At 63.0% G+C, this 14,571-nt stretch carries 16 protein-coding genes; all 16 read right to left on the reverse strand.

The annotated features are described in order from the left end of the window. Positions 1–4: 4 nt before the first annotated feature. The gene (locus tag DNK49_RS08100; protein ID WP_110523831.1) at positions 5–868 is read right to left on the reverse strand and encodes a fimbrial biogenesis chaperone; all 864 of its coding nucleotides are present in this window, start codon (positions 866–868) and stop codon (positions 5–7) included. A gap of 58 nt (positions 869–926) precedes the next feature. Further along, positions 927–1,913, reverse strand: a complete 987-nt coding sequence (locus DNK49_RS08105; RefSeq protein ID WP_110523832.1) for a flagella assembly protein FlgT middle domain-containing protein — start codon at positions 1,911–1,913, stop codon at positions 927–929. Positions 1,914–1,924: 11 nt separating this feature from the next. Further along, complete coding sequence (gene fliR, locus DNK49_RS08110; RefSeq protein WP_110523833.1) at positions 1,925–2,725, reverse strand: flagellar biosynthetic protein FliR; 801 nt, start codon at positions 2,723–2,725, stop codon at positions 1,925–1,927. A 17-nt stretch (positions 2,726–2,742) separates the two neighbouring features. Further along, positions 2,743–3,012, reverse strand: a complete 270-nt coding sequence (gene fliQ, locus DNK49_RS08115; RefSeq protein WP_110523834.1) for a flagellar biosynthesis protein FliQ — start codon at positions 3,010–3,012, stop codon at positions 2,743–2,745. A gap of 10 nt (positions 3,013–3,022) precedes the next feature. After that, on the reverse strand, positions 3,023–3,772 hold the full coding sequence (gene fliP, locus DNK49_RS08120) for a flagellar type III secretion system pore protein FliP (RefSeq protein ID WP_279386412.1): 750 nt from the start codon (positions 3,770–3,772) through the stop codon (positions 3,023–3,025). Further along, positions 3,762–4,235, reverse strand: a complete 474-nt coding sequence (gene fliO, locus DNK49_RS08125; protein ID WP_243632278.1) for a flagellar biosynthetic protein FliO — start codon at positions 4,233–4,235, stop codon at positions 3,762–3,764. The genes fliP and fliO overlap by 11 nt, the downstream gene beginning before the upstream one ends. Before the next feature lie 4 nt (positions 4,236–4,239). Continuing rightward, positions 4,240–4,716 carry a flagellar motor switch protein FliN gene (gene fliN, locus DNK49_RS08130; RefSeq protein WP_110523835.1) on the reverse strand — a complete coding sequence of 159 codons (477 nt, stop codon included), beginning with the start codon at positions 4,714–4,716 and terminating at the stop codon, positions 4,240–4,242. Next, positions 4,709–5,719: a flagellar motor switch protein FliM gene (gene fliM, locus DNK49_RS08135; RefSeq protein ID WP_110523836.1), complete on the reverse strand. Its 1,011-nt coding sequence runs from the start codon at positions 5,717–5,719 to the stop codon at positions 4,709–4,711. Before fliM ends, fliN begins: the two co-directional genes overlap by 8 nt. Before the next feature lie 12 nt (positions 5,720–5,731). Beyond that, on the reverse strand, positions 5,732–6,310 hold the full coding sequence (locus DNK49_RS08140) for a flagellar basal body-associated FliL family protein (protein ID WP_110523837.1): 579 nt from the start codon (positions 6,308–6,310) through the stop codon (positions 5,732–5,734). A gap of 93 nt (positions 6,311–6,403) precedes the next feature. Continuing rightward, positions 6,404–7,645 carry a flagellar hook-length control protein FliK gene (locus DNK49_RS08145; RefSeq protein WP_110523838.1) on the reverse strand — a complete coding sequence of 414 codons (1,242 nt, stop codon included), beginning with the start codon at positions 7,643–7,645 and terminating at the stop codon, positions 6,404–6,406. 70 nt (positions 7,646–7,715) lie between these two features. Continuing rightward, positions 7,716–8,168, reverse strand: coding sequence for a flagellar export protein FliJ (gene fliJ / locus DNK49_RS08150; protein ID WP_110523839.1), 453 nt, complete (start codon positions 8,166–8,168; stop codon positions 7,716–7,718). Positions 8,169–8,245: 77 nt separating this feature from the next. After that, positions 8,246–10,036 carry a GGDEF domain-containing protein gene (locus DNK49_RS08155; RefSeq protein ID WP_110523840.1) on the reverse strand — a complete coding sequence of 597 codons (1,791 nt, stop codon included), beginning with the start codon at positions 10,034–10,036 and terminating at the stop codon, positions 8,246–8,248. Between the two features lie 31 nt (positions 10,037–10,067). Further along, positions 10,068–11,900, reverse strand: coding sequence for a GGDEF domain-containing protein (locus DNK49_RS08160; protein WP_110523841.1), 1,833 nt, complete (start codon positions 11,898–11,900; stop codon positions 10,068–10,070). 168 nt (positions 11,901–12,068) lie between these two features. Further along, the gene (locus DNK49_RS08165) at positions 12,069–12,407 is read right to left on the reverse strand and encodes a hypothetical protein (protein WP_110523842.1); all 339 of its coding nucleotides are present in this window, start codon (positions 12,405–12,407) and stop codon (positions 12,069–12,071) included. Positions 12,408–12,421: 14 nt separating this feature from the next. Continuing rightward, positions 12,422–13,774, reverse strand: a complete 1,353-nt coding sequence (locus DNK49_RS08170; RefSeq protein WP_110523843.1) for an NAD(P)/FAD-dependent oxidoreductase — start codon at positions 13,772–13,774, stop codon at positions 12,422–12,424. 111 nt (positions 13,775–13,885) lie between these two features. After that, the gene (locus DNK49_RS08175; protein WP_110523844.1) at positions 13,886–14,554 is read right to left on the reverse strand and encodes an MBL fold metallo-hydrolase; all 669 of its coding nucleotides are present in this window, start codon (positions 14,552–14,554) and stop codon (positions 13,886–13,888) included. Positions 14,555–14,571 lie beyond the last annotated feature (17 nt).

Here is a 14,571-nt window from a genome sequence, read left to right on the forward strand (position 1 = left end):
CGGCTCAGCGAACCTGCAGGACCTGCTCATGCCAGAGCTTGCCGCGATATTCATCGGTGCCCTCGTAGGCCACCCGGATCAGCGCGCCGGAGGGGAAGCTGCGGTCGCGCAGGATCAGGACCAGATGGCGCTCGCCCACATCCGGGAACACGCTGATGCTCTCCTGCAGGCCGATCCTTTCCACTGGGGTGGTCATCGAGGTTTGCAGGTCGACGGTGACGCGCCCGAAGCTGCTGGTGTTGCCCTTGTGCTTCAGGGTGACGGCCAGGCGCGCATTCTGTTCGTTGCCTGTTGCCGGAATCGGGGTGACCTGGGTGATCTGGACCTCGGGTGGGGTGTCCATCTGATAGCGCACCACGACGGGAACCGCGATCGACATCTGCATGTCGAGTTGCAGCCGGACCTTGTCATCCGCATTGCCGATTTCCGACCTGGACACGGGCTCGGAGACTTCGGGAACGACCCGGAACAGCAGGTGCGAGCGGTACTCGCCAGGGGCGAGATTGCCTTCGGGGCGGAAATTGATGCGCACCGTCTGGCTGGTGTTGGGTTCGACCGTGACCTGACGGGGGGTGAAGCGCAGGTGCGGGCTGGCAGGGGGGTGCGGCACCGGGGCGCCGTCCGCAATGCGTTCGCCAACGCCGTCCCGCGTCTGGGTCTGCTCGATCCACTCCAGTCGATAGGTGCGCGAGCCGTTGCTGGGATTGCGCAGGATGAAATTTGCGGTCTCTCCGGGTTGTTGCAGCAGCAGGCGCACGGGGCTGACAAGCATGTCCGCGTGTGCCCAAGAGGTGAGCAGGCAGAACAGGATGCTGGCTGCGACCCAGTTCAGGAAAGCGGTGGGGTTGAAGCGTTTCAGGCCGGGCATGGCGCCTCCTCTGGTGTGGTCTTGTTTGTGATGAGTGTGGTGGACGTGCGATGGGCGTTTACCACGCGCGGACGTAGGCGCTTGCGCGTAGTTCGGGCTGGATCGGGAAGTCGATCTGGCCGATGGCGTGCTCGGGATAGACGTGACTGACGACGAATTCGCCAAGCGGTCGCTCCTGCCAGGTGGGGGGCGAACCAGTCACAACCGGTGTGGGTTCGTGCAGGAATACACGTAGTCGTTGCCCCGGCTCGACATTGCTGCTTGAACCGGCGTTGATCTGCAGTTTGCCGGGCGCGGCAGGCAGCAGCCTTGCCTGCATCGGCAGGCAGGCGAGTTCGTCCACTACGTCGTCAAACTGGCGGCTGATCAGCGTGTCGATGCCGGCACCGAGCGGTGATTCAGGATTTGAAGCCAGTGTGTTGCCGTCCACCCGACCCTTGATCGCATCGTGATGGGTGAGCTGCCTGATCAGGGTGCCGGAGAATCCGTCGTAAATATCGAGTACTGCCGACAAGGTGCGACGATCGGCAAAGGGTTGGGGAATGGGCTTGAACGGGCCAAGATCGATGCGGCCGCGTTGAACGCTGAGATCGTTGACTTCGCCGGCGACGATGAACTGCACGTCAAACTGACGTGCCAGCGTCCGTATTTGCTGGTGTGTATCCTCTGCCGGATTCAGTGCCAGCGAACTGCCGTCGCGGAGCAGGAATCGGTCGCTTGTCCGCAGGCGGCGCTGCAACTCGCGAGACCACGTGGAGGAGAGCCCCGGCAGATCCGCTGCCTGAAGTGGGCGGCTGACGGGCAGGCCGAGTACCAGCACTTTCTTGCGCAGTGCAAAGGGTGAGCCGGGGTCTGCCGCGCACAGCGATGAGGGACGTGCCGCCTGGCGGGCTTGCTCGGCCAGTTCGGCCTGGCGCCGGGCTTCTTCATTCTGGGGCGACGGGAGCGAAGCGCAAGCTGTCAGCAGACTGGCCGACATGACCATGGCCAGCAGACGCACGCCTGTCTGGTTGGTCTGGGGGAAGGGATAAGTCAGCGTTCGCATGATGTGAGGCCTCAGCGTGGAGGGGCCACCGGCGCCAGCGCTTCCAGCATCACTGGTACCGTATCGAAACCGCGCTCGAACAGGCTTTGTACGACGGGTCCGAAGTTGGTCATGATCAGCACGATGGCGAAGAAGCCCATGGCAAGCGTGATCGGGAAGCCCACTGCGAACAGGTTCAACTGCGGTGCAGCGCGGGTGAGGATGCCCATGGCGATGTTGGCGACCAGCAGGACCGCGATGACCGGCAGCGAGATCAGCAGGCCGGTGGCGAATACGGTCGCACCGGCGCGGGCAATGTAGCCCCAGCCATTGGCGGTAATGGGCGTGGTGCTGACCGGTAGCCAGTCGAAGCTGCGGATCAACAGGTCGATCAGGATCAGGTGGCCGTTGATGGCCAGAAAGAGCAATGTGGCGACGAGGCTGAGGAAGTCGGACAGCACCGCCGTCTGACCGCCGGCATCGGGGTCGAAGAAGATGGCGAAGGACAGGCCCATCTGCATGCCGATCAGCGAACCGGCCATATCGACCGCGGCGAACACCAGCCGCACCATGAAGCCGATGGCAATGCCGATGAACATCTGCTGCACCATGATCATCAATCCGATGCCGCCGCCCGGGGCAACGTCGGGCATTGGCGGCATCACCGGCAGCAGGGCGAGGGCAATGCCCAGGCCGATGGCCAGACGTACGCGGACCGACACGCCGCGATTGGAAAAGATGGGGGCGGTAGCGAACAGACCGAGCAGGCGGGCCAGCGGAAACATCAGCGCGGCCAGCCAGGCGTCCAGTTGTGCCGAGGTGACGTTGAGCATGATCGGATGTCTGCCGTTCAGCCAATCATGACCGGGATGGATTCGAACAGCCGGCGCATGAAGTCAGTCATCAGCGTCAACATCCAGGGGCCGGCCAGGACCATGGTGATGAAGATGGCGATCAGTTTGGGGACGAAGGAGAGCGTCATCTCGTTGATCTGGGTGGCGGCCTGGAAGATGCTGATGATCAGGCCGGTGATCAGCGCGGCGAGGAATAGCGGCGCCGAGATCATCAGTGTGACTTCGATGGCTTGGCGGCCAAGGTCGATGACAGCGGTAGGGGTCATGAGCGCGCTCCTAGATCGCGAAGCTCTGCACCAGCGAGCCGATCAGCAAGGTCCAGCCATCGACCAGCACGAACAGCATGATCTTGAACGGCAGCGAGACGATGACCGGTGACATCATCATCATCCCCATCGACATCAGCACCGACGCGACCACCATGTCGATGATGATGAAGGGGATGAAGATGATGAAGCCGATCTGGAAGGCGGTTTTCAGCTCGGAGGTGACGAAGGCGGGGATGATGACCCGCATCGGCAGATCCTCGGCCTTTTCTACCGGCGGTACCTTGGCGAGGCCGGCGAACAGGGTGAGGTCAGGCTCGCGCACTTGCTTGAGCATGAAGGCCTTGACCGGCACCGAGGCGCGCTCGAGGGCCACATCCAGGCCGATCTGACCTTCGGACATCGGCAGGTAGGCATCGGTATAGACCTTGTCTGCAACCGGCGCCATGATGAAGAAGGTCAGGAACAGGGCCAGCCCCAGCAACACCTGATTGGGTGGCGAGGTCTGGGTGCCCAAGGCCTGGCGCAGCAGCGAGAACACGATGATGATGCGGGTGAAGCTGGTCATCATCAGCACCATCGCCGGGATGAAGCTGAGCAGGGTCAGCAGCAGCAGGGTCTGGACGGTGAGGCTGTAGGTGGTGCCGCCGTTTGCTGCCGGGGCGGTGGTCAGTGCCGGCAGCACCTGGGCCGATGCGAGGCTTGGCACCAACATCAGCAGGGCAAACGGCAGCAGGCGCAACATCGATTCAGCTCGCATCGTTGCGGCGCTCCAAGGACTTGCGCAGCCAGCCGGCAAAATCATTACGTGTGCCTGCAGCGGGGGCGGTCGATGTTGGCAGCTGACTGGCATCCATGATGTGTAGCGTACGTACGTTGCCGGGTGCGACGCCCAGCACCAGAACCTGGGGACCGACCTCGACCAGGACGACACGCTCGCGCGGTCCGACCGCAGTGCTGCCCAGGATCTTCAGCGCACCACTGGCACCTTGTGCAGCTGACAGGCGCTTGATCAGCCACAGGCAGGCGATCAGCGCGGCGATGACCACTGCCAGACCAAACAACATCTGTCCCAGACTGGAGGCCAGGTCGGTGACTGGCTGTGCGGTGGCGTCGTCCGCGGCGCAGGCGCTGGCGACGGGGGTTGCGGTGAGCAGCGCACACAGGCTCAGGTGGGCCGCATATGGCCCCGAACGGTGGCAGAATCGATTGGCAGTGAGCACGGTATCAGTGGCGAATTTTTCGCATGCGTTCGGCGGGGGTGATGATGTCGGTCAGGCGGATGCCGAACTTGTCATTGACCACCACCACCTCGCCCTGCGCAATCAGGGTGCCGTTGACCAGTACGTCCATTGGCTCGCCGGCCAGACCGTCGAGCTCGACCACCGAGCCGTGGGCCAGCTGCAGCAGATTGCGGATCGACAGCTTGGTGCGACCCAGCTCGACGGTGAGCTGCACCGGAATATCGAGGATCATGTCGAAGTCGTTCAGCGTGCTCGACTTGGTGCCGCTGGAGCCGAAGTCTTCGAAGATCTGACTGGCGGGTTTTGCCTGATAGGGTGAGTCGCCCAGTGCAGCGGCCGCCAGATCGGCCGCAACCTGTGCGGCTTCGTTGTCCATGCCGGTATCTTCACTGGCGGCCTGCTCCTGCATGGCAGCGGCCCAGTCATCCTCGGTGATCTGGTTGTCGATTTCGTCAGCCATTGGGGCCTCCTGCTAGCATGTTGGGTTCGCTGTCTTCGGCAGCGAGAAAGCGATCGATCTTGATCGCGTACTGTCCGTTCTGGGTGCCATAGCGACAGTCGAGAACAGGCACGCCGTCGACCTCCGCCTTGAGAACTTCCTGCACGTTCAGCGGAATGACGTCACCCACCCGCATGTTGACGATGTCGCGTAGCGTGACTCGCGCTGAACCGAGATTGCAGGTGAGCTCGACCTCGGCGGTCTGCAACTGGCGTGACAGCAGATTGACCCAGCGCCGGTCCTGGGTCAGGTGGTCACTCTGCATCGTCGAATACAGCAGGTCGCGGATCGGTTCGACCATGGAATAGGGAAAGCAGAAGTGCATTTCCGCCTGTGCGCCACCCAGCTCAAGCGAGAAGCTGGTGGCAACGACGATTTCGGACGGCGTGGCGATGTTGGCGAACTGCGAGTTCATCTCCGAGCGGACGTACTCGAGGTCGATCTTGAAGACCGGCGCCCAGGCCTTGCTGTATTCGGTGAACACTACATTGAGCATGCCCTGGATGATGCGCTGCTCGGTGGGGGTGAAGTCACGGCCTTCCACCCGGGTGTGGAAGCGGCCATCACCACCGAACATGTTGTCCACCACCAGGAAGACCAGGTTGGGGTCGAACACCACCAGACCGGTGCCGCGCAAGGGCTTGGCGACCACCAGGTTGAGGTTGGTGGGTACGACCAGGTTACGGACGAACTCGGCGTATTTCTGCACCCGGATCGGGCCGACCGAAACCTCGGCGTTGCGGTGCATGTAATTGAACAGACCGATGCGCAGGTAGCGGGCGAAACGCTCGTTGATGAGCTCCATGGTGGGCATGCGCCCACGCACGATGCGTTCTTGCGTTGCCATGTTGTAGGGGCGAACCCCGCCGTCGTCGACCTCCTCGGCGGCGGGTTCGTCGGACTCTCCGCTGACGCCCCGGAGCAGGGCATCAACTTCTTCCTGGGAGAGAAAGTCCGAAGACATGGCAGTGCCTCGTTACTGGATGATGAACGAGTTGAACAGCACCGCCTGGATTGGCGGCTGTGCGGCGGCAATCACGCGACCGGGCTGCTGACGCGGAAAACCGAGTGACTCGTTGATCTGGTCAAGAATTTCCTGCGCGAGCAGTTCGCGGCCTTCGATGGTCTGCACCTCGGATGGCAGCTTGCTGGACAGCAGCAGGTTGATGCGGTGACGAATCTCCGGCATGAAGCCCTTGAGTGCATCGGCGGTCTTCTGGTCGGCCACACGCAGCGCGATGACCGCCTGCAGGTAGTGATCGCTGCCTTCACGGCGCAGATTGACGGTAAAGGGGTCGAGCGCGGCAAAGACGGGCGGCTTGGTCAGATCAACCGCGGTCGGTGGTGGCGGGACAAGTTGCTCGGCTGCGGCGGGCGCTTTTTCGGCGTGCTCATCGCCCCCCCCTTTCTTCAGCAGCAGCAGCGCCGCCAGCGCGCCGCCGACCAGCAGGATCAGGACCAGAACCACGATGATGATGATCAATACCATCTTGCCGCCCTTCTTGGGGGGGGCATCACCTGCGGGGGCTTCTGGTTTGGCAGGGGCTTTCGCCATGAACTTTCTCCTTTTACACGCTTCGATTATGTTCCGGATCAACCCCGGCCGAAGCGTGGAAAAGTGGGGCAGAGTTGCCCCAATTCAATCGCTTCAGACGAAGGTGTCCACGAGTCCCATCAACTGTTGCACACGCTGCGCGCCAACCGGCAAGCTGTCGGTGTCCGCCGCGCCGTGCGAGCCTCGCCCGCCGGACGAGTGCCCGCCGTGTTCCGCACCTTGCTCGGACGATGTGCCGACACTTGTCTGACCCAGGCTGATGCCCGATTGTGCCAGCAACTCGCGCAGCTTCGGCATGGACTGCTCCAGTGCGTCGCGCGCGGCCTGCGACGCGGCAACAAACTGTGCTGTGGTCTGGTCGCCATTGAGGTTGATCGACACCTCGACCTTGCCCAGGTTGGCCGGAGTCAACACCAACTCAGCCTTGCTCTCGGCCCGGCCGACCATCCACATGACCCGGTTGTTGACCTCCTCGGCCCAACCCTGCTGGTTTGCTGGTGTAGCGACCGGCAGTTGTGGCGTGGTGGCGGCACTGGTGTGCCGGGTAGGTTGCAGCATCAGGCCAGGGTGCAGGTTAGGTTGTTCGACGCTGGCTTGCGCCGATACCGAGGGGCGTTCGCCGAGCACGAGGCGCGGGTCGGCTTTGGTCTGCAGTGCAGCCGCCGCATTGGCCTGTGGTGTGTTGCTTGCCGGTGGTTCGACCTTGTCCTTGAGCAGATCGGGATTCTGAAGCGATTTGCCCGGAGTGTCACCTTTTCCGGTCAGCATGGCGCCAAGCGTCGTGTCGTCGCTGGCGATTGGCTCGGCGAGCGGGTCGGCATCATCCGCTGCGGCCGTCTGCGGCGTACCGGCAAGTGCCGGCATCAGGGCGGCAATCAATGCCGGCAGGGCGGCAAGTGCCGGCTCGCTGGCAGGGGACTCGGTGGTGTCGACGGTGGCGGTTTCGGGCTCGGCCGTGGTGCCGGTGCTGTCGCCTTGCGTTGCGTCGGCGTTCGTGTCCTGTTGTGATGTCTGCTGCCCGGTTTCACCTTTGGCAGAGGGGCGCGCCGAGGCGGGTTCGGTGTTGCGATTGCCATCTGCTGCCTGCTTGGGGCGGGACGCATTATCGCTGGATGATGCCTGAGGGCGCGGGGTTTCAGCCCGCGATGTGGCTCGATTCTGCGCGTTGGTGTTGGCAGTGCTTGCGCCGCGCTCCGCTGCGCGGCTGCTGTTCAACTGACTTTGCAGCGCGCGCTGGAAGTCGGTGGCGCTCGCACTGCGCGAGGTATTCTCGACGAGCGATGCCGTGTTCAGAAAGGCGAACGGTGATGCGGTCGCGGTGACGGGGGTGGCCATGGCAAGTGCCCTATTCAGCAAGTTTCACCCTGGCTATGCAAGCCCCGTGCCATTGCGTCTGGCCAGCGGTTTATTCGTCGTCGCGGGTCTGGTTGCGATGCTGGCGCAGCGCATGTTCGTCGGTGGATTTCTGCTCCTGGCGGGACTCACGCTGCGTCTGCTGCTGTTGATGTCGTTGCGACAGCGTATCGAAGGCCTTGACCTTGTTACGCTGTGCCATCCACACCTGCTGACCCTGGGTGGTATGTGCCCTTGACTGCTCGACGACGCGAAGCTGTGCAGCGATGGCATCATCGATGCGGTTGATGAAGGCGGTGAAGTTGCGCATTGCATCCGGGCCGATCCCGTCGCGCGTGGCCTGCACGAAGCGTTCGTGGTACTCCGCCCGGTAGGTCTTGAGCATGTCCAGCTTTTGCACACCGCTACGCTCGGACGCAATCAATTCGCCGAGTCGGCGGGCAGATTCGTCCAGTCGGGTGTTGGCGATGTCGAGCAGGGGCTGGAGCTGGAACTTCCCTGTCATGGCGTGTAGCGTCTGGAGTGATGATTCAATTGTAACCGAGCTGCTGCCACGGGCGCGGACCGATTTAACAGTGTCCGTCAGACATCCCGGGTGACGACCCGGTTCTTGCCTGCCTGTTTGGCTTCATACATGGCTGCGTCGGCCCGGGTCAGCACCTGTTCAAGGTGCTCGCCGGCGCGACGTGGGGTCACCCCGGCGCTGAAGGTGACCACCACGCGCTGTTCACCCGCCATGAAAAAGGCGCGGGTCAGCTCGCGCTGAAGGCGGACCAGCGCCTGCTCGGCTTGCTCGAGTTCTGTGTCGGGCAGGATGATGACGAATTCCTCGCCGCCATATCGTGCCAGGGTGTCCTGTGGTCGGAGGTGTTCGCGGACGACACGGGTCAGTTGGACCAGGGCTTCGTCGCCAACCTGGTGCCCCAGGGTGTCATTCAGGCGCTTGAAGTTGTCGATATCCAGCAAGGCCAGGCACGCGGGGCACTGGTAGCGTTCGCAGCGCGCGATCTCGCGCTGGAAGACTTCTTCCAGACCGCGGCGGTTCAGGGCCCCGGTCAGCTGGTCATGGCGTACCAGGCGGCTGGCCTCGTCCAGTGCCTGCTGCATCGCGGCGATCTGCGCCTCGGCCGTCATTGCACGCTGCTGGGCGGCGATGAGCTCTCCGCGTGACTGCTCGGCCTTGAACTGGATGGAGCGGGTCTCGGCCATGACTTCATCGAGCAGCGGGCCGATCTCGGTGATGTCACGCGCGGCGCTGATACGTTGGGCGCAGGCACCCATCTTGTCGTGATAGCTGCCGGTGCTGGCGGCAAAGCTGGCCAGTTGATCGACGAAGCCTGCCAGCATGGTCTTCAGCTGAGTTTGTGCTTGCACCAGATTGTGCTTGAGCTGGCTCTGCTTGTAGATGACTTCCTTCAGACGCTGTTCGGCATCGTCAATGATGCGTGGTGTGGCAGGCTTGTCTACGATGTCACGCAGGATTGCGATCTGCCCCTGCAGCCATTGGTCGTCCAGCACCAGCTCGTCGATGTTCTGCAACAGCAGGCGCAGCAGTTCGAGCAGGCCGGCACGTACTTCCGCCGCTTCGCCGGCCGTCATTTCGATGCGATGGGCAAATTTGCGCAGTTGCTGGCCGATGACCGCGAGCGTGGCGCCGTCGCTGGCGCGTCGTGCGAGGTCGGCGATCAGGCCCGCATCCTGGATCAGCTCCGGATGGTCCGCAAGAAATGCCGGAACCACTGATTGCAGCGTGAGCAGCAGGAGGTCCCGCAGGGCTTGCGCAATGCCGTCGTCAGTGCCTGCAGCGGCTAGGGTTGGTGCCGGGTTCAGGCCGGTGACCAGGGGGGCCAGCGTTGGAGCGCGAGCTTCGAACTCCGGTGCGGGTAGTTCGGGGTCGATCGGCGCCTGATCCCAGGCTCGCAGCAAGGCCTGCAGCCGGGCGAAGAGGGCGTTGCTGTCCCCGGCATTGAGCACGCGGTTCAGTGAATCCCGCTTGCGTGCGGTGGTCCAGCCCAGCTGGCGACCCTCCCACTGCCGTATCAGTTGCGGAATCAGTTCGTTCCAGGCCGGGGTTTCCTCTGCAGACAGCTGATCGAAGTAGGCGTTGAGCGCGGCCTGGGCGGCACTTGCATCCCGTGCTGCAAGTGCCTGTTCCAGCTGGCGGGCAAGGCGGGTGCGTTCGGCGTTGTTTCGCGGCAGCTGACGCGCGAGCTGACGGACGAAGGCCTCCGGAAAGGCCGTCTCAGTGGGGGTACTGCCAGCAATCTCGTGATAGATGCGCAGGTAGTTGTCGGGCGTGGGCGGTGTGCGGCTCATCGCCAGCCGCCGCAGGGTTTCGCGTGCGATTTCGGAGGGGTTGGTCAACTCGGCCATGTCGGGCCTGCAAGGATGGCGGGAGGGAGGGTCAGAGCGCGTTGATGACCCGGTTCTTGCCGGCGCGTTTGGCAGTGTACATGGCCTTATCTGCGCGGTCGATGGCGATCAAGGGGTCCTCGTCCGGATCCAGGCAGGCGACGCCCGCGCTGAAGGTGATCAACAGGCGTTGTTCATTGGCAAGGAAGAAGCGGCGGGTCAGCTCGCGCTGAAGACGGACCAGAATGGCGTTGGCTTGATCGAGATCGGTTTCGGGCAGCAGGATCAGGAACTCTTCGCCACCATAACGGGCAACGGCGTCTTGCGGGCGCAGCGTATCGCGGATGACCCCGGCCAGGTGGCGCAGTGCGTCGTCTCCGACCACATGTCCGTGCTGGTCGTTGATCTGCTTGAAATTGTCGATGTCCAGCAGTGACAGGCACAAGGATGTCCCCAGCCTGCGCATGCGCGAGATCTCGCGTGCCAGCGCTTCATCCAGACCTTTGCGGTTGAGCGCGCCGGTGAGTGGATCATGACGCACCATTTCACTGGTCTCGTCGAGCTCGCGTTGAAGGCGCAGGATGTGCTGGTTGGCAGAGCTGACCTGTTCCCGCAGCGAGCTGAGCTCTTCGCCGGAGCGGATGGCCGACTCACGCGTGTTATGGGTTTCGCGCAGGATCTCGTCGATGACGTCCGACAGTTCGCTGATGTCCTTGGCCTGCGCGATGCGGTCTGCGCTGCGTCCGAGCACCAGTTCATAATCGCCGGTGGTGGCGGAAAACGCCGAAAGCTGGTCGATGAAGCCGGCCAGCATTGATTTGAGGCGTTGCTGCGCATCGGACAGCTGGCGTTTGAGGTGTCCCTGTTTCTGGATGACGTCACGCAGGCGGTGTTCGACTTCGTCCAGCAGGCGGATGTCCAGCGGATTGACGAACACTTCGGAAATGACCGCTAGCTGACCATGCAACCAGCTGTCGTCGATGACCAATTCACGGATGTTGTCGATGATCAGGTGCAGCAGGTTGAGCAGGGCAGCGCGGATGGTCTGACGCTCCTCACCTTCCCACTCCGCACGGGCCAGCAGGTGATCGACCTGCTCGATCAGGGGGGCCAGATCGTGCCCGGGGCTCACGGCGCCCAGTGCGGCGGCGATGGCCTGGGCTTCGTTGGCCAGCTGCTGATTGTTCTCGGCAAGTGCCACGATGCCGCGGGTCAAGACCTTGTTCAGGAGCGCGGTCAGCGCCTTGCCGTTGATGTCCTTGTCCGCCACGCCGGACGCTGCGGACAGCTTGTCCGCCACGGGTGCCGCAAGTTTTACCGCCGGGTCGTCTTCGGTCTGACTCCAGCTTCGAACCAGTGCGCTCAAGCGCATGTGCAACTGGTCTGCAGCAGCGTTGGTGCCAAGTACATGCTCAAGGGCATCGCGTTTGCGTGCCTGGGTGATGCCGAGGTGGCGCCGCTCCAGTTGTTGCGTCAGCTCCCGGATCAGGGGGCTCCATTGGCGTTGTTCGCTGTCACGCCCCTCGCAAAGGGCGAGGACGGCCTGCTTCAGCGCCGGCCATTGCCCGCTTGCGACGCCGCGTTCGAACTGCTGGGCCAAACGCAGCGACTCCGGGGTGCTGCGCGGCAGGGAAGATGCGATGGCCTTGAGGGCGCGCACCGGAAAGGCTTCATCGGCGATGCTGCCGGAGATCTGATAGTAAAGCTCTCGGTAGTTGTCAGGCGTCGGGGGGACACGTTTGACCGCAAGTTGCCGCAAGGCTTCGCGTGCAATTTCAGATGGCGAGGCATTTGCTGTACCTCCGCCGCCCCCGCCCTGGTTGCGGCCTTCGGCGTCGGCTGAGCTGCCGCTCATGGGTTTGGCTGGAGGGGAGGTACGCGTCATTCGCCGTGTCCGGTCAGGGGGGGCTTGCCTACCCGGAAGGCATGGATGTCGTTCCGGGACACGCAGATTATGCCCGCGTCCCGTGCGATCACCAACACCCCTGCGTGTAGTGGGTGATCCGGTAGACCTCCCCTGGCGCAGTGGGCGCTGGCGCAATCGGCGCGGTGGTCAGGAGGCGCGCTTGAGTGTCGCAGCCAGCGGCAGGGTCAGCGCAGCGGCGAGGGCGCCGAAGCCACCTGCAATGGCAGCGAGGTTGGCCCAGTCGACCCAGTACTTGAGTTCGCCCAGCGAAGAGAGTGTCAGGCTGGGGGTCAGCAAGATCATGACGCCAGTGACCACGATGCCGATCACGATGGCAGGCCGTCGTGCTGCACACCATGCGGCCTGACCGCGAACGATGGCTACGGCCATCAGCGCGGCCCAGACTGCTCCAAGCAGGATCAGGGTGGGCAGGTACATCAGACCGAGTTCAAAGAGGATATTGAGGGCGAGCCAGATTTCGTACATGTCAGGTGCTCCGGTCAGACGCGGCCCTTGGCCACGGCGAGATAGGCGGGTTTGAGCAGGCGGTACTTCATCAGCCAGGCGAAATAGCTTTCCTGCAGCGGGTCGATCATTGGCAGCGACGGCGTCAACTTGCCGTCGTAGTCGAATTCGATCAGCAGCGCGGAGCCTTCGCGCAGCAGCAGCGGGCAGGAGGTGTAACCGTCGAACTGCTGAGAGGGTTCGCGTCCGGCGATGACGTCGACCAGATTCTGCGCGACCAGCGGAGCGCTTTTCTTGACTGTGGCGGCAGTCTTGCCGCGCGGTGTGCCGTTGATGTCGCCCAGGCCGAACACGTTGGGAAAGCGCCGGTGACGCAAGGTCTGACGGTCGACCTCCAGCCAGCCACCCGCGGCAAAGCCGCCTTCCTGCCAGGGCAGGGGGCTGTTCCTTACTGCATCCGGTGCGCGCATCGGGGGGACGACGTGAATGAAATCGTAAGACTGTTCGGTGCGTTCACCCTCCGGGCTAACAAAGGTGGCACGACGGGAACCAAGGTCGATGGCAGCCAGTTTGCTGTTGAAGTGCACCGGAATCTGCAGTGCCGCCCAGCGTGAAAGAACCTCGTCGTTGATACGGGGGACACTGAACACGTTGCCCAGCGCAGAGTGAAAATTGATGCTGGAGCCTGCGCGGGTACCGACCTGGCGCAGGCGGTCGTCGAGCATGAAGGTCATCTTCAACGGTGCACCGGCACATTTGAGTGCGGTGGCGGGCAGGGTCATCAAGGCCTCTCCGCCTTTCTGGCGGAAGGTCTCCATTGCCTGCCAACTGGCCTCGGCTGCGGTGTGGCTGTAGTACACGCTGGCCATGCCGTCCTGGCCAATGCGGTTGACGTCCATCCCTTCGATCTGGGCGTAGTCCAGATGCACGCCGGTTGCCACGACCAGATAGTCGTAGGCAATGCGTTTGCCGGTGTCGGTGATCACGGCGTTGCCGATGGGGTCGAACTCCGCGACCATCTCACGCACCCAATCGACGCCGCCGGGTTGCAGGTCGATGTTGCGATCAACCACCTTGTCCACCGGCCAGATGCCGGTGGCGACCAAGGTATAACCAGGCTGGTAATTGTGCATTTCCTTGCGGTCAACAATGGTGATGCGGGCGCCGTCGAGATCGCGCGCCAGGCGGTTGGCGATGGCGAGCCCCGCCAGGCCACTGCCGGCGATGACGATGTGGGCTGACGTCTTGACGGTGGCCCGTGCCTTGCCGCTGCTCAGGCTCAGGGCAAGGGTTCCGGCGATGGGCGCAGCAGAGGCACCCAGCAGAAAGCGGCGACGACTGCTGTCCTGTGGGTGAGTGGATAATGTTTTGGGTGGATGTTGTTTCATGATCTCCTCTCCGGCTCTTGAAGGACAGAGTCTATGTAATGAGTTTTGAGAAAATAATTATATAAGCAAAAACTTAAGTATTGTTCGGTCACATTCGTCGGGTCGTGTCTTTCAGTTGGCCGGGTTCAGCAGTTCTTCCAGCGCGGGACGCGCCAGGCGGCGAAAGGCCATTTCCGTGACGAACGCCTCGCGTGAGTGTCGGGTCACCTGAGACAGCCGACGGCGTTGTTCGCCGATGGTGCTGACGCGCTGACCGCGTATGCCATGAGCGGGAAATACCAGTGTTTCATCGGGTAAAGTCAAGATGCGCCGGGTCAGGCTGTCAAACAGCGCCCCGGCGTCGGCCTCGATGTTGCCTGCCGCACAACTGCCGATGTCAAAGACGTCCCCGCAGAACAGTCTGTCGCGCCAGCGGTAGCTGATGCAGCCGGCGGTGTGCCCGGGGGTGGCAATGGCATGGATGAGCTCGTCACCCACGGTCAGCGTGTCGTCCTCTTCGAGCAAGGTAGCCGCTTCGGGGGGGTGGGCGACAAGCTTGCCCAGTCGGATTGCGGCGCCCGTATGCTGACCCAGCGCCAGCACCTCGTGGCCATCATCGTTTGCGTGCAGATGGGTCAGCAGCACGTCACTCAGTTGCAGGCGACGCTCATCGAGCAGGGCGCAGATCAACGATCGCGATGTAGCGGGTGGATCGATCACGACGGCTCGATGGTGACCCAGATCGGCCAGCAGGTAGCCGGCGACATCATGCTGGGCATTTTCCAGAATGCGGAAGTACATGGTCGGACTTGTTGGTT

Source organism: Parazoarcus communis SWub3 = DSM 12120, from assembly GCF_003226565.1.
Classification (GTDB): Bacteria; Pseudomonadota; Gammaproteobacteria; order Burkholderiales; family Rhodocyclaceae; genus Parazoarcus; species Parazoarcus communis.